This window comes from Nocardia sp. NPDC057455 (assembly GCF_042802775.1).
GTDB lineage: Bacteria > Actinomycetota > Actinomycetes > Mycobacteriales > Mycobacteriaceae > Nocardia.
Window position 1 is genome coordinate 23,266 of sequence record NZ_JBHVDM010000041.1, and the last position, 19,330, is coordinate 42,595.

19 protein-coding genes are annotated in these 19,330 nt (G+C 68.6%); 11 read left to right on the plus strand and 8 right to left on the minus strand.

The window, feature by feature from the left end:
* Window positions 1-37: 37 nt before the first annotated feature.
* From ACFU5M_RS18325 to ACFU5M_RS18340, 4 genes are read right to left on the minus strand one after another with little or no spacing between them, the layout of a single operon-like run.
* On the minus strand, window positions 38-391 hold the full coding sequence (locus tag ACFU5M_RS18325) for a UBP-type zinc finger domain-containing protein (RefSeq protein ID WP_379050410.1): 354 nt from the start codon (window positions 389-391) through the stop codon (window positions 38-40).
* Entirely contained in the window at window positions 388-1,881 is a 1,494-nt protein-coding gene (locus tag ACFU5M_RS18330; RefSeq protein ID WP_379050412.1) for an ATP-binding protein, read from the minus strand. Before ACFU5M_RS18330 ends, ACFU5M_RS18325 begins: the two co-directional genes overlap by 4 nt.
* A 14-nt stretch (window positions 1,882-1,895) precedes the next feature.
* Window positions 1,896-3,563: an FAD-dependent oxidoreductase gene (locus ACFU5M_RS18335; RefSeq protein WP_379050415.1), complete on the minus strand. Its 1,668-nt coding sequence runs from the start codon at window positions 3,561-3,563 to the stop codon at window positions 1,896-1,898.
* Window positions 3,564-3,616: 53 nt separating this feature from the next.
* Window positions 3,617-3,814, minus strand: a complete 198-nt coding sequence (locus ACFU5M_RS18340) for a hypothetical protein (protein WP_379050418.1) — start codon at window positions 3,812-3,814, stop codon at window positions 3,617-3,619.
* Between the two features lie 208 nt (window positions 3,815-4,022).
* Here ACFU5M_RS18340 and ACFU5M_RS18345 point away from each other — a divergent pair, with 208 nt between their 5' ends.
* Window positions 4,023-4,478 (plus strand): SRPBCC family protein, encoded by a 456-nt coding sequence (locus tag ACFU5M_RS18345; protein WP_379050421.1) that lies wholly within the window; start codon window positions 4,023-4,025, stop codon window positions 4,476-4,478.
* A gap of 88 nt (window positions 4,479-4,566) precedes the next feature.
* On the opposite strand, the gene ACFU5M_RS18350 is transcribed toward ACFU5M_RS18345, so the two are convergent.
* Complete coding sequence (locus ACFU5M_RS18350) at window positions 4,567-5,595, minus strand: beta-ketoacyl-ACP synthase III (RefSeq protein ID WP_379050424.1); 1,029 nt, start codon at window positions 5,593-5,595, stop codon at window positions 4,567-4,569.
* Between the two features lie 221 nt (window positions 5,596-5,816).
* Here ACFU5M_RS18350 and ACFU5M_RS18355 point away from each other — a divergent pair, with 221 nt between their 5' ends.
* The 6 genes from ACFU5M_RS18355 to ACFU5M_RS18380 all read left to right on the plus strand — a co-directional run bounded on the left by ACFU5M_RS18355 (window position 5,817) and on the right by ACFU5M_RS18380 (window position 10,868).
* A complete protein-coding gene (locus ACFU5M_RS18355; protein ID WP_379050493.1) occupies window positions 5,817-6,089 on the plus strand; it encodes a GlsB/YeaQ/YmgE family stress response membrane protein in 273 nt (90 codons plus the stop codon).
* A gap of 101 nt (window positions 6,090-6,190) precedes the next feature.
* Window positions 6,191-6,919 carry a phosphatidylserine decarboxylase gene (locus ACFU5M_RS18360; protein ID WP_379050427.1) on the plus strand — a complete coding sequence of 243 codons (729 nt, stop codon included), beginning with the start codon at window positions 6,191-6,193 and terminating at the stop codon, window positions 6,917-6,919.
* Window positions 6,919-7,845, plus strand: a complete 927-nt coding sequence (locus tag ACFU5M_RS18365) for a CDP-alcohol phosphatidyltransferase family protein (protein WP_379050495.1) — start codon at window positions 6,919-6,921, stop codon at window positions 7,843-7,845. Before ACFU5M_RS18360 ends, ACFU5M_RS18365 begins: the two co-directional genes overlap by 1 nt.
* Window positions 7,846-7,987: 142 nt before the next feature.
* Entirely contained in the window at window positions 7,988-8,917 is a 930-nt protein-coding gene (locus tag ACFU5M_RS18370; protein ID WP_379050429.1) for an RNA polymerase sigma-70 factor, read from the plus strand.
* 81 nt (window positions 8,918-8,998) lie between these two features.
* Window positions 8,999-10,087, plus strand: coding sequence for an NAD(P)/FAD-dependent oxidoreductase (locus ACFU5M_RS18375; protein WP_379050432.1), 1,089 nt, complete (start codon window positions 8,999-9,001; stop codon window positions 10,085-10,087).
* Between the two features lie 55 nt (window positions 10,088-10,142).
* The gene (locus ACFU5M_RS18380; RefSeq protein WP_379050435.1) at window positions 10,143-10,868 is read left to right on the plus strand and encodes a Clp protease N-terminal domain-containing protein; all 726 of its coding nucleotides are present in this window, start codon (window positions 10,143-10,145) and stop codon (window positions 10,866-10,868) included.
* Window positions 10,869-10,994: 126 nt separating this feature from the next.
* On the opposite strand, the gene ACFU5M_RS18385 is transcribed toward ACFU5M_RS18380, so the two are convergent.
* The gene (locus ACFU5M_RS18385; RefSeq protein WP_379050437.1) at window positions 10,995-11,669 is read right to left on the minus strand and encodes a suppressor of fused domain protein; all 675 of its coding nucleotides are present in this window, start codon (window positions 11,667-11,669) and stop codon (window positions 10,995-10,997) included.
* Window positions 11,670-11,698: 29 nt separating this feature from the next.
* Window positions 11,699-13,756 carry an NAD(+) synthase gene (locus ACFU5M_RS18390; RefSeq protein WP_379050439.1) on the minus strand — a complete coding sequence of 686 codons (2,058 nt, stop codon included), beginning with the start codon at window positions 13,754-13,756 and terminating at the stop codon, window positions 11,699-11,701.
* A 189-nt stretch (window positions 13,757-13,945) separates the two neighbouring features.
* On the opposite strand from ACFU5M_RS18390, the gene ACFU5M_RS18395 reads away from it, so the two are divergent.
* On the plus strand, window positions 13,946-14,236 hold the full coding sequence (locus ACFU5M_RS18395) for a hypothetical protein (protein WP_379050442.1): 291 nt from the start codon (window positions 13,946-13,948) through the stop codon (window positions 14,234-14,236).
* A 214-nt stretch (window positions 14,237-14,450) separates the two neighbouring features.
* Window positions 14,451-16,076 (plus strand): chaperonin GroEL, encoded by a 1,626-nt coding sequence (gene groL / locus ACFU5M_RS18400; RefSeq protein WP_379050443.1) that lies wholly within the window; start codon window positions 14,451-14,453, stop codon window positions 16,074-16,076.
* A gap of 78 nt (window positions 16,077-16,154) precedes the next feature.
* Here groL and ACFU5M_RS18405 read toward each other — a convergent pair whose 3' ends face one another.
* Window positions 16,155-17,153, minus strand: coding sequence for an SMP-30/gluconolactonase/LRE family protein (locus tag ACFU5M_RS18405; RefSeq protein WP_379050445.1), 999 nt, complete (start codon window positions 17,151-17,153; stop codon window positions 16,155-16,157).
* Window positions 17,154-17,276: 123 nt separating this feature from the next.
* Between ACFU5M_RS18405 and ACFU5M_RS18410 the strand changes: the two genes are divergently transcribed.
* Together ACFU5M_RS18410 and ACFU5M_RS18415 are read left to right on the plus strand one after the other, a co-directional pair.
* Complete coding sequence (locus ACFU5M_RS18410) at window positions 17,277-17,729, plus strand: MarR family winged helix-turn-helix transcriptional regulator (protein ID WP_379050447.1); 453 nt, start codon at window positions 17,277-17,279, stop codon at window positions 17,727-17,729.
* A 561-nt stretch (window positions 17,730-18,290) separates the two neighbouring features.
* Window positions 18,291-19,115 (plus strand): HAD-IIA family hydrolase, encoded by an 825-nt coding sequence (locus ACFU5M_RS18415; RefSeq protein ID WP_379050449.1) that lies wholly within the window; start codon window positions 18,291-18,293, stop codon window positions 19,113-19,115.
* The last annotated feature ends 215 nt before the right edge of the window (window positions 19,116-19,330 follow it).

Consider the following 19,330-nt stretch of genomic DNA (forward strand, 5'->3'; position numbering starts at 1 on the left):
CCCCGGCGTTCGCAGCAGCGTACCGGTTGCGGCGAGGTCAGTGGAGGTGTGCCTGCCAATCCGCGGGAACCCGTCCGCGCGGGCCCGGCACGCCCTGATCCGCCGGGTGACTGCGCGGTGGCGCCAATTCCGGTCCGCCGCTGTACATCTGTTCGGTCGCGAAGTTGTAGAACCAGTCCTCGCCCGGCTCGAAACTCTGGATGAACGGGTGGCCGGTGCTCTCGGCGTGCGCGGAGGCGTGCTGTGCGGGCGAGGTGTCACAGCACCCGATGTGCCCGCACTGGGCGCAGCGGCGCAGATGCACCCACCAGCCGGAGGTCTGCTCGCACTCCTGGCAACCAGGGCCGCTGGGGGGTGCCGCGGGGTCGATGCCCGCGAATTGCTCGGTCATGACTGCCCTTCCGTGTCGGTTGCGGGGACAGGCTCTTGTTCGGGACGGCTCAGCGGCAGCCAGACGGTGAATCTGGTGTCGCCCGGCTCGGAGTCCACCCGGATGTCGCCGTTGTGCTTGTTGACCACGATGCGAAACGAGATGTCCAGCCCGAGGCCGGTGCCCTCGCCCATGGGCTTGGTGGTGAAGAACGGTTCGAAGATCCGGTTGCGGGCCTCCGGCGCGATGCCCGATCCGGTGTCGCCGATCTCCACGACCGCGCAGTCGTTCTCGTGCCTGGTGCGGATGGTCAGCGTACCGTCGCCGTTCATCGCGTACACGGCGTTGTCGATCAGGTTGGTCCACACCTGGTTGAGTTCGGCGGCGTAGCACGGCACCTGCGGCAGTGCCCGGTCATACTCCTTGACCACGCGCACGCCGTCGCCGAGCTTGCGGCTGAGCATCACCAGCGTGCTGTCCAGCAAGTCGTGGATGTCGACCACCTGGAACGGCGCCCGGTCCATTTGCGAATACTGTTTCGCGGCGCCGACCAGCGAGGAGATGCGCGTCGTCGAGTCGGCGATCTCGTTCATCAGCAGCTCGGTCTCGATGGTGTAGTTCAGCCAGCGGATCGCCCCTTGGAACACCTGCTCCGGAGAGCCCTCCAGGGTGGCGGCCACCCGCTCCAGCCAGTCGGTGTCGAATCCGGCCTGCACGAAGTTCGGCGCGAGGTTCCAGCCGTCGGCGATCCCGTGCTCCTCGAGCCATTCGCCGAGCAGGTCCTCGCGGTCGGCGGCCTCCATCGGCGTGAGTTCCGGCGCCTTCGCGACTTGGGCCGCCGCCTCCTCCTGCAGGCGCACCAAGGCGCCCAGGGAGGATGGATCGAACTTGCCGTCGGCCATCATCGCCAGCTTGTGCCGCATGCCCGCGACCCGCTCGCGCAGGCCCGAGGTCGCGCGCACCGCGGCGGCGGCCGGGTTGTTCAGCTCGTGGGTCAGGCCCGCCGACAGCGAACCGAGCGCCAGCAGCCGTTCCCGCTCGCCGATGCGCGCGTTGGTGTTGCGGTTGCCGAAGAACACGCCCTCGAGCAGGTGCACGGCCATCGGGAACCACTCGTGCATCATCCGGGAGAAAACCTCGGCGTCCAGCACGTAGAACCGCGACGGTCGCGTCACCTGCATGGTCCCGCTGTAGGTCTGTTCCACCTTTTCGCCGATGTAGGACGTCCAGGCACCCGCGTAGGAACCGCGGTGCTCGGTGCGGACCAGCTCGATCTCCGCGCCGCCGGACTGCTTGGTGAGCACCAGCTCGCCGTCCATCAGCACGTACAGGCAGGTGGCCGGCTCGCCTTCGCGGAAAACGAGGCCCGGTTCGATGGTCTCGATCCGCCCATCGGCGCACAGCCATTCCAGCTGCTCGTCGGTCAGCTTCTCGAACAGGAACAAGCCGCGCAGCTCGGCGGGGTCGCACACCGACCGGCTGCTGCGGTCGGCGGTCTGGTTCGAAGTCATCTGCGGCCTCCTGGTTACGCGAGATAGCGGTGCACGAGCATGACGGCCATGGCGCCTTCGCCGACGGCGGAGGCGACGCGCTTGGCCGATTCGGCGTGCACGTCGCCCGCCACGAAGACGCCGGGCACGCTCGTCTCGAGATGATGCGGTGGCCGGGATAGTTCCCAGCCCGCGGGGCGTGCGCCGTCCACCATCAGGTCCGGCCCGGCCAGCACGTACCCGGCGCTGTCGCGGAGGATCACGCCGTCGAGCCAATCGGTCTGCGGCGCGGCGCCGATGAACAGGAACAGCCGTTCCGCGTCGGCTTTCTCCTCGGCGCCGGTCTTGTTGTTGCGCAGCACGATCTGCTGCAGATGTTCGGTACCGTCGGCGGCGATCACTTCGGTGTCGGTGTGCACCTCGATGTTCGCGATCTGCGCGATCTGCTGGACGAGATAGTGCGACATGGACTGTTCCAGTGAATCCGCCCGGACCACCAGGTGCACGGTGCGCGCGTTGCGGGACAGGAACACCGCGGCCTGGCCCGCGGAGTTCGCGCCGCCCACGATGTAGACCTCGTGATCGGCGCACTCGGACGCCTCGGTCATCGCCGATCCGTAGTAGACGCCGCGCCCGGTGAAATCGTCGACGCCCGACGCCGGGTGGCGGCGGTAGTCGACACCGGTCGCGATGATCACGGTGTGCGCGCACAGGCGCCCGCCGTCGGCGAACCGCACGGTGCGCGCGGACCCGTTCACCTCCAGCCCGACCACCTCGCGCGTGGTGATCACCTCGGCGCCGAACTTCGCCGCCTGCCGCCGGGCCCGGTCGGCCAGTTGCGCGCCGGACAGGCCGTCGGGGAAACCCAGATAGTTCTCGATGCGCGAACTCTGCCCCGCCTGCCCGCCGGTGGCGGTCCGCTCCACGAGCACGGTGCGCAGACCCTCGGACGCGCCGTAGACCGCCGCGCCGAGACCGGCGGGACCGCCGCCGACCACGATCAGGTCGTAGAACTCGCCCGCCGGATCGACGGTCAGACCCACGTTCTGGGCCAGTTCGCTGTCGGAGGGTTGCACGAGCGCCTCGCCCGCCGAGGTGATCACCACCGGACAGCGCTCGGGGTCGGCCCCCGCCGCTTCCAGCAGTCGCGCGCCCTCGGGCTCGTCGGCCAGGTACCACCGGTAGGGCAGTTGGTTGCGAGCGAGGAATTCCCGGACCTGCGACGACCGCGGCGACCAGCGATTGCCGACCACCTTGGTCTCGGTGACGGGCCGGTGCTCGCTGCTGCGCCAGGCGTCCAGCAGGCCGTCCAGCACCGGGTAGAGCTTCTCCTCCGGCGGATCCCACGGCTTGAGCAGGTAATGATCGAGGTCGACGACGTTGATCGCGTCGATCGCGGCGTTGGTGTCGGCATAGGCGGTCAGCAGCACGCGGCGCGCGTACGGGTGCAGGTCCATCGCCCGCTCCAAGAATTCGATGCCGTCCATGCCCGGCATCCGGTAGTCGGCGATCAGCACCGCGACGGGTTGCCCGCGCAGCTTCATCTCGCGCAGCGCGTCGAGCGCCTGGGCCCCCGATTCCGCGCGCAGAATCCGGTAATCGGCGCCGTAGCGGCGGCGCAGGTCGCGGACGACCGCCCGGGAAACCCCCGGGTCGTCGTCGACGCTCAGGATGGCCGGTTTCGTAGCAGCGGGTGAAGTCACCTGACGAGTATGGAGCCTCTCGGCCCGGTCTGTCGTGGGCGTTCGCGCAGGGCTCAGAGCCGATGACGCAAGACGAGATCGAGTTCACTCGGCGTGAGCAGACGCTCCAAGCGTTCCTCTCCGGCGGCCGCGCGAACGCTACGCGGGGAGGCCGAGGTGCCGCGTGCTCTTCGCCCGTCTTCGGGTTCGACAGCGGGAAGCAGCGGAACCTGTTCCGCCGGTTGCCGATGCAGCAGGGAGCGCAGTCTCACGGCCGATCACCTCACGTTGGTACGCCGAAATGTTGGAGGCAGTGTCTGTGCTTCGTGTATCTGCGATTGTGCGCTGTTCATTACAGCGGACGGGGCATGAGTAGCGGAAATGTGACGCAACTGTCCGCCCGTTTAAAATGTGCGCGACCAGTCCCACCGCGGTCGGACGGATGGCCGTCGGTCCGTCGCTCGTATCCCGGAGGCAGCGTTGCCCGAAAACCTCGAAGCCAGCATCGACATCTCCGCACCCCCGGAGCGGGTGTGGGCGGTGGTGTCCGATCTGAAGCGGATGCCGGAGTTCAGCCCGCAGTGCGTGCGCATGATGACGCTCGGCTCGCCGAAGGCGGGCGCCTGGACGCTCAACTTCAATCGCGACGGCAAGAAGTTCTGGCCGACCACCTCGCGGATCGTGCGATTCGAGCCTCACCGTGCCTTCGCCTTCCGGGTCACCGAGAACCGGACGGTGTGGAGCTACACCCTGGAACCGACCGAGTCCGGCACTCGCCTGATCGAGCGGCGGGACGTGCCCAACGGCACCACGTGGTTCTCGCGCAAGGCGATCGAGGCCGCGCTCGGTGGCGAGGCTTCCTTCGAGGAAGTGCTGGTGCGCGGCATGAACGAGACGCTGGGCAAGATCAAGTCGGCGGTCGAGGCCGGCGCCTGAGGGCAGGCCACGCGTTACGCGGCGCTCGCCGCGGCGGTGTCACGGGCAGTCGTGATCAGCACCGCGGCGAGTGCTCGCGAGCAGCGGCTCACTTCCACTGGGGCAAGTTCACGACCTGAGCCGCGTAGGACAGGCCCGCGCCGAACGCGATGAGCAGCGCCGTGTCACCCGGCTTCGACTCGCCCTGGCGCAGCAGTGCCTCCATGGCCAGCGGGATCGAGGCGGCCGAGGTGTTGCCCGCATCCTCGATGTCGTTGGCCAGCGCGCAGTGCTCCGGCAGCTTCAGCACCCGGGCCATGATCTCGATGATCCGGCCGTTGGCCTGGTGCGGGATCATCGCGTCCAGGTCCTCGGGGGACAGGCCGGCGCGGTCGATGGCGTCGCGGCACACCTTCTCCAGCGAGTGCGCGGCCCAGCGGAACACCGCGGTGCCCTCCATGGCCAGGTAGGGCCGCACCGCGTCCAGGCCCTTCTCGTCGATCTCGTGGAAGTACTCCATCCAGTCCTTGTCCTGCCGGATGGCGTGGTGCTGGGTGCCGTCCGAGCCCCAGACGGTGGGGCCGATGCCCGGCTCGTCGGAGGGGCCGACGATCACCGCGCCCGCGCCGTCGGCGAAGAGGAAGGCGGTGGAGCGATCGGTCGGATCGACCGTGTTCGTCAGTTTCTCCACGCCGATCACCAGGACATGGGCGGAGGTACCTGCCCGTACCAGGTCCGATGCCAGCGCGATCGAGTGGCAGAAGCCCGCGCAGCCTGCCGAGACGTCGAAGGCGGCGGCGCCGTTCATGCCGAGTTCGGTGGCGATGCGCGGGGCAGCGGCCGGTGTCAGCAAGAGATGGGTGGATGTAGCAACTATCACGCAATCGACTTGGTCCACCGCGATGCCCGACGATTCCAGCGCGCCGCGCGCGGCCGCGACGCTCATGCTCTGAATCGTCTCCGATTCGTCGGCGAACCGCCGGGTCTTGATGCCCGACCTGGTCCGGATCCACTCGTCGCTCGAGTTGATCGGACCCGCCACCTCGTCGTTGGTGACCACTCGAGCAGGGCGGTAAACGCCGAGCCCGAGGATCGCCGTGTGCTCTGCCCCGGTGGTCTGGGCGATTCGAGCAGCCATCTGCGTCTCCTATGTACCTGCGGCGGCGCCGCCGGGGGTTCCCCGAAGCATCGAAATCGGTCCCTCATCAGCCACTGCCCATCAGCGGGATAGACATGAGGCTTCCTCATATTAGCTTGAAAGTCGCTCATTTGCCGCGCGTATTCCGACAATCGGTGGGTATCTCGTCCTCGCACGCCACTGCTGTACGAGGCGTGGCCCTACTAGGATGCGAGGACACCATGCTCGGTCTCGGGATTATCGGCTGGATCATCATCGGCGGTCTTGCCGGATGGATCGCCAGCAAGTTCATGAAGACGGACGCCCAGCAGGGCATTCTGCTCAATATCGTCGTCGGCATAATCGGCGGTCTGCTCGGTGGCTTCCTGCTGAAGTTGCTCGGAGTCGACGTCGAGGGCGGCGGCCTCTGGTTCAGCTTCTTCACCTGCCTCGGTGGCGCGGTCATCCTGCTGTTCCTGGTTCGGCTGGTCATGGGGTCCCGGGTCAGGTCGTGACCCGCGTGCCACAGGCTCCTTTCCCGTAAGGTGTGACGCTTGCGCCCGTCCTATCGTCGAGTAGGCGCAAACCGTTTGCATCGAGCACGAAAGAGGAGCCTGTGGCCCGCCGTCCCACCCCGCCCGGCACGCCTGAACAAACCGGAGTCGGCCACGTCGTCGACCTGGTCCGCAACGCGATCCCGCCGTTGCATCCCGCCGGGCTCCCGTTCGTCGCCGCACCTCTCGCGGTTGCCGTCGTAGGCGGCAAGCGCAAGTGGGTGCGGCGCACGGGCTTGTTCGCCGCAGCGGCCTGCGCGACCTTCTTCCGTCACCCGCATCGGGTGCCGCCGAACCGGCCGGGTGTCGTGGTCGCCCCCGCCGACGGCGAGATCGCGTTGGTCGATACCGCCGCTCCCCCGGCCGAGCTGGGTCTCGGTGACGCGCCGCTGCCGCGGGTGAGCATCTTCTTGTCCGTGCTGGACGTCCACGTGCAGCGCACGCCCGTCTCCGGCGTCGTGCGCACGGTGCTGCACCAGCCCGGCCAGTTCCGGTCCGCGGACCTACCCGAGGCGAGTTCGGTGAACGAGCGCAACAGCATGGTGCTGGAGACGCCGGAGGGCAGCCAGGTCGTGGTGGTGCAGATCGCCGGGCTGCTCGCGCGCCGGATCGTCTGCGACGCCCAGGTCGGCGACGTGCTGACCATCGCGGACACCTATGGCCTGATCCGCTTCGGCTCGCGGGTCGACACCTATTTCCCGGCGGGCACCGAACTACTCGTGCAGCCCGGCCAGCGCACTATCGGCGGCGAGACCGTGCTCGCCGTGCTCGGCTCACCCGCCGACGCGTGATGGAAGCGGCGGTACCCACCCAGCGGCGCAGGCGGCGGTCCATCCGGCTGCTGCCCAGCATCGTCACCATTCTGGCGCTGTGCTCCGGGCTGTCCGCGGTGAAGTTCGGCCTCGACGGCAAGCTCGCTATCGCGCTGGCCATGATCGGCGCGGCGGCGGTGCTGGACACCCTCGACGGCAGGCTGGCCAGGATGCTCGACGCCACCACGAGGATGGGCGCCGAACTGGACTCGCTGTCGGATGCCATCTCCTTCGGCGTCGCTCCCGCGCTCGTCCTGTATGTGACCCTGCTCAGCGACAACAGCGTGGGATGGATCGTCGCGCTGCTGTTCGCGGTCAGCATCGTGCTGCGCCTGGCCCGGTTCAACACCCTGATGGACGACGACAACCGGCCGGACTGGGCGCGGGAGTACTTCGTCGGTGTGCCAGCCCCCGCGGGCGCGCTGATCGCGATGGTCCCGGTGGCGCTGTACGTGCAGTTCGGCGACGGCTGGTGGGTCGGCTTCTACGAGGTCGCGGCGTGGACGGTGTTCGCCGCCGCGCTGTGCGTCAGCACCATTCCGACGCTGGCCATGAAGTCGGTGTCGGTGGCGCCGCAGGCCGCGGCCGGGCTCCTGGTGCTGGTCGCGCTGGCCGCGGCCGCGCTGGTCACCTATCCGATCGTGCTGCTGCTGGTGCTGGTCGTGCTGTACCTGGGACATATCCCGTTCGCCTGGCATTCCCAGCGCTGGGTGGCAGCGCGTCCGGAGACCTGGACGCACAAACCCGCCGAGCGGCGTGCGCAACGACGGGCGAACCGGCGGCTGCCCGCGATCCGGCGTCCGGCCATCCCGCGGCCCGCGATCCGCGGCTCGGCACGTCTGCGCCTGCGCCGACCGGGGGCGAAGCAACGTCAGAATGGGGATCCGCCGCTGGGCGCCGACTAGTCGGGGTGACAATCGATTTCGTGAGCACATGGGTAACTCGTCGGGTCCGCCCGAAACCCGAGCGGCATCGAACGCAGGACCTGCGCGCGAAATTCGCGGCACCGACTGGTACGGCCTGAATACGCGGGGAGGCGGGACAGCGATGGAGTCCGACGGATTGCGGGAATTCGAGGGGCATCGACCGCGCCTGTTCGCGCTCGCCTACCGGATGCTCGGCTCAGCGAGTGAGGCCGAGGACGCGGTGCAGGAGACCTATCTGCGCTGGGACGGCGCCGACCGAGCCGGTATCCGCTCCGCTGAGGCGTGGTTGACCACCGCGCTGGTGAATCTCTGCCGCACCTGGCTGGTTTCGGCACGGGCCCGGCGGGAGAGTTATGTCGGGCCGTGGCTGCCCGAGCCGGTGCCGACCGCGCGCGGCGAACTCGGCCCGCTGGAGACCGTCGAAGAGCGCGAGCAGGTCTCGCTCGCGCTGCTGACCGCACTGGAGCGGCTGACCCCGGTCGAGCGCGCCGTCTTCGTGCTGCGCGAGGCATTCGGCTACGCGCACCGCGAGATCGCCGACATGCTCGACGTCACCGAGTCGAACTCGCAGCAGATCTTCCGCCGGGCGGGCCAGCGCGTGCGAGAAGACCGGGCACGCTTCGGCATTCCGTCCGACCATGCTCGCGAGCTGATCGAACGCTTCCTGAAGGCGGCGCGCGGCGGTGACATCGCCGCGCTGGAGAAGATGCTCGCCGCCGACGTGATCGCCACGGCCGACGGTGGCGGCAAGATCAACGCGGCCCGGCGGCCGATCCACGGCGCGAACCAGGTGGCTCGGTACCTCGCGGGCCTGGTGCGCTGGGAGGTGCCGGGGATGCAGCTGCTGGTGGAAGAGGTCAACGGCGCGCCCGCCGCGGTCGCGAGGGTGGACGGCGCGCCGCTGGTCGTGCTGGGGATCGATGCGGCCGACGGCGTGGTCACCGCGCTGCGGCTGATCATCAACCCGGACAAGCTGGCTTATTTCGCCGGCTCGGGTGGGTCGGATGATGCGGTGGGCACGCTGTCGGACCGGCGTCACCGCCCGCTGTGACGCGCTTCACGGCGCCGGTCTGTCATCAATCGGGAGCCTTTCCGGTCTGAAGGGTGATGGCCGATCGAAAGGAGCCACATCATGACCGGACAGCATCGAATCGTCGTCCTCGGCGCCGGGTACGCGGGGCTGGCGGCGGCCCGCAGGCTCGCTCGCACGGCGCGCGACGCCCGGATCACCGTGGTGGACGCCCACGCGTCGTTCGTCGAGCGAGTGCGACTGCACCAGCGGGCGGCCGGACAGCGGATCGCCGCGTGGGATCTGCGGGAATCGCTGGAAAGCAAGGGAATCCATTTCGTGCACGCCCTCGCGACGGAGATCGACACGGTCGCCAAGCGCGTGCTGCTCGATGAGGGGCCGGCCCTCGAGTACGACGACTTGGTCTACGCCCTCGGCAGCATCGCCGACGTCGAGAGCGTCCCCGGCGTCGCCGAACACGCGTACTCCGTGGCGACGCAGGAGGATGTGCACGACCTGTCCGCCCTCAGCGGGCCGGTGGCTATCGTCGGGGCCGGGGCGACCGGCATCGAACTGGCAGCGGAACTCGCCGAATCGCAGCCGGGGGCCAGGGTGCTGCTGCTCGGGTCGGAGGAGCCCGGCGCCTGGCTTTCGGCGCGGGCGCAGGCGCACATCAGGCGGACGCTGGAACGCCTCGGCGTCGAGATCATCTCCGGCGCCAAGGTGATCGAAGTGACGTCCGAGGGGCCCCGCCTGGCCGACGGTTCGCTGGTCGAGGCCGCCGCGACAGTGTGGACCACGGGTTTCCTGGTGCCCGGCCTGGCCGCCCGCTCCGGTCTGGCGGTCGATTCCGACGGCAGGGTGCGCACCGACGCCACCCTGCGTTCGGTGTCGCACCCGGACATCGTCGCCGCGGGCGACGCCGCCGTCATCGCGGGGCCGGGCGGGCGAGATCTGCGCATGGCGTGCGCCACGGCGCTGCCCGCAGGCAAACACGCGGCCGATGCCGTCGTCGCGCGGATGCGTGGTCGCGAGCCGGACGAACTCCGGTTCCGCTACGTGCTCCATTGCCTCAGCCTGGGCCGCCGGGACGGAGTGGTGCAGGCCGTGCACGCCGACGACGCACCGGCCCGGATGGTGCTGACCGGGCGGACGGCGGCGTGGGTCAAGGAGCGCATCGTGCGCGGCGCGGCTTGGTCGGCGCGACCCTGATGGGCATCGTCAACTAACGGTTGACGACGAGGCATCGTCAACTTATGGTTGACGCATGACTTCACACATCCGCCTCGACGACCTGATCGACGGCATCAAGAAAGCCCGTCCCGACAATGTGCTCGAGCAACTGTCCGATGCCGTGGTCGTGGCGAATCACCTCGACGAAGTGGCCGATCACCTGATCGGCCATTTCGTGGATCAAGCCAGGCGCTCCGGTGCCTCGTGGACCGACATCGGCGCCAGCATGGGCGTCACCAAACAGGCCGCGCAGAAGCGGTTCGTGCCCAAAGTGCCCGAGCCGGGCGCGGCGGCGGCCATGGATCCGAACGCGGGCTTCGCGCGCTTCACTCCACGGGCGCGCGCGGTCGTGATGGCGGCGCAGGAGGCGGCTCGCGCCGCGGGCAACCGCGAGATCTCGGTCGGGCACGTGGTGCTGGGGCTGCTCACCGAACCGCAGGGCCTCGCGGTGCACGAACTCGTGCACCAAGGCGTCGCCGTCGACGTGATCTCCGCCGCCGCCTCCGCGTCCCTGCCGCCGGGGGAGGGCGATGTCCCCGCCCTAGTGCCGTTCGGCGCGGAGGCCAAGAAAGTCCTCGAGCTCACCTTCCGTGAGGCACTCCGGCTGGGGCACAACTACATCGGCACCGAGCACATCCTGCTCGCCCTGCTCGAGCAGGAGAACGGCGCCGGTCTGCTCAGCGATCTCGGCGTCGACAAGGCCGCGGCGGAAACGCATCTGGGCGAATTGCTGGCGTCCATCACGTCCGAGAAATCCTGATCCTTATGAGTGGCGGGAAGTTCCGTGCGCGGTTCGCACTCGCCCTCGCGGTGGCCTTATCGATGTCCGGCGTGGTCCGGCGGTCGGCTGCCGGTCACCGCATCCGTGACGTCCTCAACGGCCTGATCACCCGCGCCCGGCCAGGCCGCCACCCCACCGGGGCCAGCGGGCCTGCGGCTCCGGCTCGGTGACCAGCGGTTCGCGGTGGATGTCGGTGACGTACAGGGGTAGTCGCGGTGCCAGCTCGGCGAGCAGGGGCAGTGCGCGTCCGCCTTGCGCCGCACGGTATTCGGGCATGGTCAGCCCGACGATCTGCAGGAACCGCACGCGGCCGTTCGGGCTGTCCACGGCGCCCAGTTCGGGATCGGTCGCGAAGCAGACGGCGTGATTGGTGCAGTCGGCGTGGTCGGCCGCGATCGGGCCGTTCGTCTTGATGGTGTGTCCCGGTTCGAACCACTTGCCGGACTGGAAGACGTAACGGGCCAGGTTCTGCATGAAATTCGTCGGCCACGCGGGTGGTTCGGTGTCCTCGGGCCCGCGCGCCAACCGTAAGGTGAATTCGAAGCCCCAGCCGGACTCCGCCGGGTCGTCCCACTCCTTCTCGTGCAGCTCGGTCATCCCGTAGCTGATGTAATGCCAGTGCGGCACCGGGTCCGTGCGGGGGTACGCGCTGATCCCGTCGAGCGGGTCGGACCCGCCGACAGACCATGGGTGGTCGGACGCCCAGTGGAAGGGCTCGATATCGCCGTACAGCGGCCGCAACGCGTCGTCGATCGCATCCCAGCCGGGTTGTTCACTCACGCAGCCACCATAGGCAGCGTTGCGACGCCTCAGGCGTCCGGCACGTTGCGGGCGAGCTCCTCCATCCAGGCCGCCGCGGACGCGTCGCTCGGCGCGCGCCAGTCCCCACGCGGCGAGAGCGAACCGCCGGAGCCGACCTTCGGCGCGTTCGGCAGCGTCGAGCGCTTGAACTGGCTGGTCTGCACGAAGCGGAGCAGGAACTCGCCCAGCCAGTGCTTGATCGTGGCGAGGTCGTAGGCGTTGCGCTGGTCGTCGGGGACCAGGTCGGGCCAGCGGCCGGTGGCGGCGTCGGACCAGGCATGCCTGGCCAGGTAGGCGACGCGGCTGGGCCGGTAGCCGAAACGCAACAGATAGTAGAGGTGGAAGTCCTGCAGTTCGTACGGGCCGACCGTGGCCTGCGAACTCTGGCCCGGCGCGGAGGAGTCGGCGTTCGGGATCAGCTCGGGGGAGATCTCGGTGCGCAGAATCGACGACAGCACCTCGCCCGCTTCGCGGCCGAGCTGCTCGGTGTCCACCTCCCAGGCGATCAGATACTTGATCAGTGTCTTGGGCACCGACGCGTTGACGCTGTAGTGCGCCATATGGTCCCCGACGCCGAAGGTGCACCAGCCCAGCGCCAGTTCGCTGAGATCACCGGTGCCGACCACGAGCGCGCCGTGCATATTGGCCAGGCGGAACAGGTGTGAGGTCCGCTCACCCGCCTGCACGTTCTCGTAGGTGATGTCGTACTGCGGCGCGCCGTCGGCAGCCGGATGGCCGAGGTCGCGCAGCATCTGGGTGGCCGAGGGGCGGATATCGATCTCGCGCGCCGTGACGCCGAGGGCAGCCATCAGCCGGTGCGCGTCGGTCTTGGTCTTGGTGCTGGTCGCGAAACCGGGCATGGTGTAGGCCAGCACGTTCGCCCGCGGCAGGCCGAGCCGGTCCATCGTCTTGGCGGCGACGATCAGCGCCTGGGTGGAGTCCAAGCCGCCGGACACCCCGATCACCACGCGCTGTGTGCCGGTGGCGCGCAATCGCGTGCTCAGGCCCTCGACCTGGATGTGGTACACCTCGGCGCAGCGCTCGTTGCGCCGGGCCGGGTCGGCGGGAACGTAAGGGAAGCGCTCGATCTCGCGCTCCAGAGCAACCGGGTCCTCGGGGATCGGCAGCCGCACGTCGATGCGTCGCAGCGCGGCCAGCCGGTCGCGGTGGTCGTGCACGTTGTCGGCGAAGCTGGTGGTGCGCAGACGATCCGCGGCGAGGCGGCGCAGGTCCAGGTCGGCGGTGACCAGCTGGGGATGATCGCAGAACCGTTCGCCCTCCGCGAGGAGGTCGCCGTTCTCGCAGATCAGCGCCTGCCCATCCCAGGCGAGGTCGGTGGTCGACTCACCGGTCCCGGCCGCGGAGTACAGATACGCCGCGAGATAGCGCGCCGAATGCGAAGTGCACAGCGATCGCCGGTAGTCGGCCTTGCCGATCACGATATTGCTCGCGGACAGGTTGATCAGCACGGTCGCCCCGGCCAGTGCGGCGAAGCCGCTGGGCGGCAACGGAACCCACCCGTCCTCGCAGATCTCCAGGTGGAAGACGAAGTCGTCCAGATTGCTCGCGCGAAACAGCAGATCGGATCCGAACGGCGCCCGGTGCCCGGCGACGGTGACGTGATCCTCCAGGACCTCCCGCGCCGCCGCGAACTGACGCTTCTCGTAGAACTCCCGATAGTTCGGCAGGTAGCTCTTCGGCGCGACGCCGAGCACGATGCCACGGCAGATCGCGATCGCGCAGTTGAACAGCCGGTGGTGGGCGCGCACCGGCGCGCCGACCACGAGCACCGTGTCGATGTCCGTGCTCGCCGCGACGAGCCGGGCCAGCGCCGCCTCGACCGCGGCGTCCAGCGCGTCCTGGTGGAACAGGTCGTCGGCGGTGTACGAGGACAGCCCCAGCTCGGGGAACACCGTCAGCACGGCACCGGCCGCCGCGGCCCGCGCGGCCAGCTCCACGGTCTGCTCCACGTTGTAGGCGGGGTCGGCCACCCGTACCCGGGGGACCGCGACCGCCACCCGCGCGAAGCCGTGCCGGTACAGCGAATCGAACGGCAGGTCGGGCACCCGCGTCCCCTTCCGGGCTGAGGTCGATCATGATCCTCTCGGAATCTACGCCGCCGCGGGCGGGCGGGCGCGGCGGTGAGTTCCGGGATGACTTCACAGTGATCCCTTGACCTGCGCTTCCGGTGACCGTCCGGGGCGGCGCGAATCGTCCGTCCGGAGATGTGAACCGCTGGCGGCTAAGCTATAGCAATGGCGGATGAAATGGATTCCGACCTGGTAGCGGGGGAACGGCGCGCAGATCTACTGCGCGCTCTTCCGTATGTGTCCACCGAGTCCCAGCCGGACGGCGGCACTGTGGTGAACGGCGACCTGCCGCCCGACGTCGCCCCTCCGTTCATTCGCGCCATCATGCGGGTCGAGGCGGAGCTGCTGCTGCGCGACGCCGAACTCGTCAACGAGGACGGCGAGCCCCGCACGCCGGAGGAACGCCGCAATGACGCCATCATCGCGCTGCTGTTCCGCGTCGACGACCGCCACTAGAACCCGCGCGGACCTTGCACTCGCCACCCTCGAGTGCTAAAAATGCTTTTGGCACTCTCTATCGGTGAGTGCCAGGTCGGGACGGTGAGACCGGGTTCCGTAGACACCCTCGGTCGTCCGTCGCGGGCACCGAACCTGGCCAGCGTAACTGGGACGATCCGACCAGCGGTCGTCCTGTGTGTCAGCCATCCACATGGAGGATCTCAACAACGCCATGGCCAAGACAATTGCGTATGACGAAGAGGCCCGCCGCGGCCTCGAGCGGGGTTTGAACAGCCTCGCCGACGCGGTCAAGGTGACGCTGGGCCCCAAGGGTCGCAACGTTGTCCTGGAGAAGAAGTGGGGCGCCCCCACGATCACCAACGATGGTGTGTCCATCGCCAAGGAGATCGAGCTGGAGGACCCGTACGAGAAGATCGGCGCCGAGCTGGTCAAGGAAGTCGCCAAGAAGACCGACGACGTCGCGGGCGACGGCACCACCACCGCGACCGTGCTCGCCCAGGCGCTGGTGCGCGAGGGTCTGCGCAACGTCGCGGCCGGCGCGAACCCGCTGGGCCTGAAGCGCGGCATCGAGAAGGCCGTCGAGGCCGTCACCGCCAAGCTGCTCGACACCGCCAAGGAGGTCGAGACCAAGGAGCAGATCGCCGCCACCGCCGGTATCTCGGCCGGCGACGCGTCCATCGGTGAGCTGATCGCCGAGGCCATGGACAAGGTCGGCAAGGAAGGCGTCATCACCGTCGAGGAGAGCAACACCTTCGGCCTCCAGCTGGAGCTCACCGAGGGTATGCGCTTCGACAAGGGCTACATCTCCGGCTACTTCGTCACCGACCCGGAGCGTCAGGAAGCGGTCCTGGAGGACCCGTACATCCTGCTGGTCGGCTCGAAGGTGTCCACCGTCAAGGACCTGCTGCCGCTGCTGGAGAAGGTCATCCAGGCCGGTAAGCCGCTGCTGATCATCGCCGAGGACGTCGAGGGCGAGGCCCTGTCGACCCTGGTCGTGAACAAGATCCGCGGCACCTTCAAGTCCGTCGCCGTCAAGGCTCCTGGCTTCGGCGATCGCCGCAAGGCGCAGCTGGCCGACATCGGCATCCTGACCGGTGGCGAGGTCATCACCGAAGAGGTCGGCCTCTCGCTGGAGAACGCGGGCCTCGAGCTGCTCGGCCAGGCGCGCAAGGTCGTCGTCACCAAGGACGAGACCACCATCGTCGAGGGCGCGGGCGACCCGGAGGCCATCAAGGGCCGGGTCCAGCAGATCCGCAGCGAGATCGAGAACTCCGACTCGGACTACGACCGGGAGAAGCTGCAGGAGCGTCTGGCCAAGCTGGCCGGCGGTGTCGCGGTGATCAAGGCGGGCGCGGCCACCGAGGTGGAGCTCAAGGAGCGCAAGCACCGCATCGAGGACGCCGTTCGCAACGCGAAGGCGGCCGTCGAGGAGGGCATCGTCGCCGGTGGTGGCGTGGCTCTGCTGCAGTCGGCTCCGGCGCTTGAGGAGCTGAAGCTGTCCGGTGACGAGGCCACCGGCGCGAACATCGTGCGGGTCGCGCTGTCGGCTCCGCTGAAGCAGATCGCGTTCAACGCGGGCCTCGAGCCCGGCGTGGTCGCCGAGAAGGTGTCGAACCTGCCCGCGGGTCACGGCCTGAACGCCGACTCGGGCGAGTACGAGGACCTGCTGGCCGCCGGCGTCGCCGACCCGGTCAAGGTCACTCGTTCGGCGCTGCAGAACGCGGCGTCGATCGCGGCCCTGTTCCTGACCACGGAGGCCGTTGTCGCCGACAAGCCGGAGAAGAGCGCCGCTCCCGCCGGCGACCCGACCGGTGGCATGGGCGGCATGGACTTCTGAGTCCGGCCACTCGGCAACACAGTTCGAACCGGAAGCCGGTCCACCGCGAGGTGGGCCGGCTTCCGGCGTTTTCGCGAGTCAGATGCCGTCGAGGGTGACGACGGCGAACGGCGTCTTCGGGCGGCCGGGCCCCATCGGGCCGCCTTTGTCGAACTGGGAGGAGACGATCAGGGTCCGGTCACCGGCGCGGGCCAGGGTCGTCGGGATGGACAGTGCCTCGTCGGTGCGCTGCTGTGCCAGCGTCACGGTGGCGCCGTCGTCGGAGACGGTCCAGCGGCTGATCGTGTTGGTCGTGTTGTGGACGGCCCACAGGGTGCCCTCGCGCAGTTCGAGTCCGTCGCCCTGCCGAAGATCGCCGCCACGCAAAGTGACCTTGCTGATCGGATTCGCTTCCGGCGTCAACGCGATGCGATACAGGCCGCCGCGCGGCATGTCGACCGTGAGCAGATAACGGCCCGCCGGATCGGCGACGATGCCGTTGAGGCTGAAGCCGCCCGGCTCGATCGGCGGCAGTACGGAACGCAGGTCGAACTGCGGCGTCAGTTCCCCGCGCCCGCCCTGTGCTCTGGCGGCGGCCAGTTGGTCGGGAGTGACGCGATAGACCACTGCCCGCATGCTGTCGGTCAGGTATGCCGTGCCGTCCGGGGTGATGGCGAGATCGTTCACGAAGCGGGGATCGCCTCCGGGCACGGCGAAGTCGGCGAGCAGGGCGCGGCTCGCGACGTCGTACACCGCGACGCCGGTGGTGGAGTCGGTCACCCATAGCCGCCCCGCCGCGTCGACTTTCAAGCCGTTGGCGGTTTTGTGGTTGTTGGCGCCCGCGGGCAGGAACACCTCGGCGAGGCGGGCGTTCGGTGTCGCGCGATACACGGCACCGGTGGTGTACGAGCCGACGTAACTGTCGCCGGTGCGTGCGTCGACCGCGATGCCCTCCGGGTAGACCCGGTCGCCCGGCAGTTCGTAGGCGGTGTGGACAGGGCTGCTGGGCGTATCGCCTGCGCCGCAGGCCACGAGCGTGATGCAGGCGCTTGCGGCGGCCAGGCTCGACAGCAAGCGGCGCGACAGGGCATAGGACATGGATATACCTCGTAGAGTTCGCTCTATTGAACAGGTTCACATTTAAGAGTGAAGATGAATCTAGATTAGAACTCTAATAGTAGTCAAGGTTCAAACTACGGAACGTGCGGATACCATGCGCTTATGACGTCCTTGCCCGCCGCCGAACGGATCGGCTCGTATGTCAAACGGGCCGAGCAGTCCCTCAACACGGCGAAGAACGCCGCGTTGAAGCCGGCGGGCGTCACCGTGCCGCAGTACGCCGCGCTGCTGTTCCTCGCGGAGAACCCGGGTATCTCCGCCGCCGCCCTGGCCCGGCTGTGCGGCGTCACCCCGCCCTCGATGAACACTGTGCTGGGCAATCTGCAGGAACGCGGGCTCATCGAGCGCACGCCGCACCCGTGGCACAAGAACGTCCTGGAGACCACGCTGACCGAGAAGGGCGCGGCGGTGATGGGTGACGCGGACGCCCGCGCGGTCCGCGTCGAACGCGCCTTGGCCGAGGAGTTCACCGACGACGAACGGGCCACCCTGCAGGAGTTGCTGACTCGATGCGCGGACCGGCTGGACTCGATCCGCCCTGATCCGGCCGCTTAGCTCACCACCGGCGCAGCCCGGGTCGGCGATGGGTCTGCTCGAACCTGCTGTCGGTCGCCTGTTCGACCGGTTCGGTGGATGCTTGCCGGTGCTCCCGGTTTAGATCGGCATCGCCGCGTCACCGGCGGGCGACGGGGCTGGACAACCCCGTGCCGACCGGGGCATGAGGTCGGCCATCGGCATCAGATCTCGGCTCAGCGCGCCGCTGGCGTATCCGCGCGCAGGCCCCACGCGGCTGTGCAAGCGCGGACCCGCTCCGGTGGGTAAGGGCGCCGCGACGTCGGCCGGAACTGCTTGCCGCCGCTGAGCGGGCGGTCTGCTCGGTGTCGAAATGGCAACCGTCCGCAGTCGTGAATCGTTGGGCGGCGATCAGCGGGAGCAGGCCGCCGAGCACGAAGCCGTCGGTGCCGAGCACGAAAGTGCCCACGGCGAGCGGTAGGAGCGACCGATGAAGATTATTCGATCAGTGGCGACGGCCGTCCCGAGTTCGCAGAGCGGGCGCCTACGGCATGGGATCATCCTGAGTCGGCGTGCCCGGCGGGCCGGTCGTACGCTGAAGCCATGCCTGACCGCGGTCGGATCCGAGGCGTGCTCTACGACATCGACGGCGTCCTGGTGACCTCCTGGCAGGAGATCGAGGGCGCCGCCGCCGCGGTGCGCCGGATCCGCGAGAGCGGGCTGCGCCGCGCCTTCCTGACCAACACCACTTCGCGCACCTGCGCCCAGATCGCGGAACGTCTGTGCGATACCGGTATCGAGGTCGAGCAGGCCGAGATCGTCACCGCCGCACGGCTGACCGCCGAATTCGTGCGCGGACGCTACCCCGATGCCGCCGTCTGGGTGCTCAACCACGGCGACATCGCGGCGGACCTCGCCGGTCTGACCCTCGATGACGATGATCCGGATGTGGTCGTGATCGGCGGGGCGGGACCGGAATTCGATCACGCGGCGTTGAGCCGAGTGGTGGAACTGATGCTGGACGGTGTGCCCGTCGTCGCCATGCACAGCGGCCTGACCTGGGCGACGGCGGAAGGGGTTCGCATCGACGCGGGCGCCTACCTGCCCGGTCTGGAGGCGGCGGGGAACGCGCGCATCGAGGTGGTCGGCAAGCCCGCCGCGCCTGGTTTCCGTACCGCCGCGGCGCTCATGCGGCTCGACCCCGCGGAGGTTTTGATGATCGGTGACGATCTGTATTCGGATGTGCTCGCGGCGCAGGACGCCGGGTTGACCGGAGTTCTGGTACGCACCGGTAAATTCCGTCCCGGCGTGCGTGCGACGGCCGGCCGCGCGCCCGATCACGTCATCGATTCCGTAGCCGCGCTGCCGCAATTGCTGGCCGTGCCGACAAATTCGGGCGAACCCGCCGTAACCGACGAATCGGAATGAAACAAAAAATTCTACAGTTTCCCTCTAAAATTGCCCGCAAACGCAACGTTGCTAGGTATCGTCAGTTCCGGCAAATAGCCAGTGACAAGGAATGTCTCACGGACAGATCGGAGTTGCCGGATGCTCGATTCGCTGATGAGCGTGCTTGTGCGCAAACTACTATGGTCGCCGGGCTTCGGCTCGGCGACCGATCAATGAGGTAGCAACTGTTCAGC

Excerpts from the sequence above, each read along its gene's own strand:
- ACFU5M_RS18380 (WP_379050435.1), top strand. The coding sequence starts at position 10,143 with ATGACTTCACACATCCGCCTCGACGACCTGATCGACGGCATCAAGAAA.
- ACFU5M_RS18350 (WP_379050424.1), bottom strand. The coding sequence starts at position 5,595 with ATGGCTGCTCGAATCGCCCAGACCACCGGGGCAGAGCACACGGCGATC.
- ACFU5M_RS18355 (WP_379050493.1), top strand. The coding sequence starts at position 5,817 with ATGCTCGGTCTCGGGATTATCGGCTGGATCATCATCGGCGGTCTTGCC.
- ACFU5M_RS18405 (WP_379050445.1), bottom strand. The coding sequence starts at position 17,153 with ATGTCCTATGCCCTGTCGCGCCGCTTGCTGTCGAGCCTGGCCGCCGCA.
- groL (WP_379050443.1), top strand. The coding sequence starts at position 14,451 with ATGGCCAAGACAATTGCGTATGACGAAGAGGCCCGCCGCGGCCTCGAG.
- ACFU5M_RS18365 (WP_379050495.1), top strand. The coding sequence starts at position 6,919 with ATGGAAGCGGCGGTACCCACCCAGCGGCGCAGGCGGCGGTCCATCCGG.
- ACFU5M_RS18330 (WP_379050412.1), bottom strand. The coding sequence starts at position 1,881 with ATGACTTCGAACCAGACCGCCGACCGCAGCAGCCGGTCGGTGTGCGAC.
- ACFU5M_RS18375 (WP_379050432.1), top strand. The coding sequence starts at position 8,999 with ATGACCGGACAGCATCGAATCGTCGTCCTCGGCGCCGGGTACGCGGGG.
- ACFU5M_RS18415 (WP_379050449.1), top strand. The coding sequence starts at position 18,291 with ATGCCTGACCGCGGTCGGATCCGAGGCGTGCTCTACGACATCGACGGC.
- ACFU5M_RS18325 (WP_379050410.1), bottom strand. The coding sequence starts at position 391 with ATGACCGAGCAATTCGCGGGCATCGACCCCGCGGCACCCCCCAGCGGC.
- ACFU5M_RS18410 (WP_379050447.1), top strand. The coding sequence starts at position 17,277 with ATGACGTCCTTGCCCGCCGCCGAACGGATCGGCTCGTATGTCAAACGG.
- ACFU5M_RS18370 (WP_379050429.1), top strand. The coding sequence starts at position 7,988 with ATGGAGTCCGACGGATTGCGGGAATTCGAGGGGCATCGACCGCGCCTG.
- ACFU5M_RS18395 (WP_379050442.1), top strand. The coding sequence starts at position 13,946 with ATGGCGGATGAAATGGATTCCGACCTGGTAGCGGGGGAACGGCGCGCA.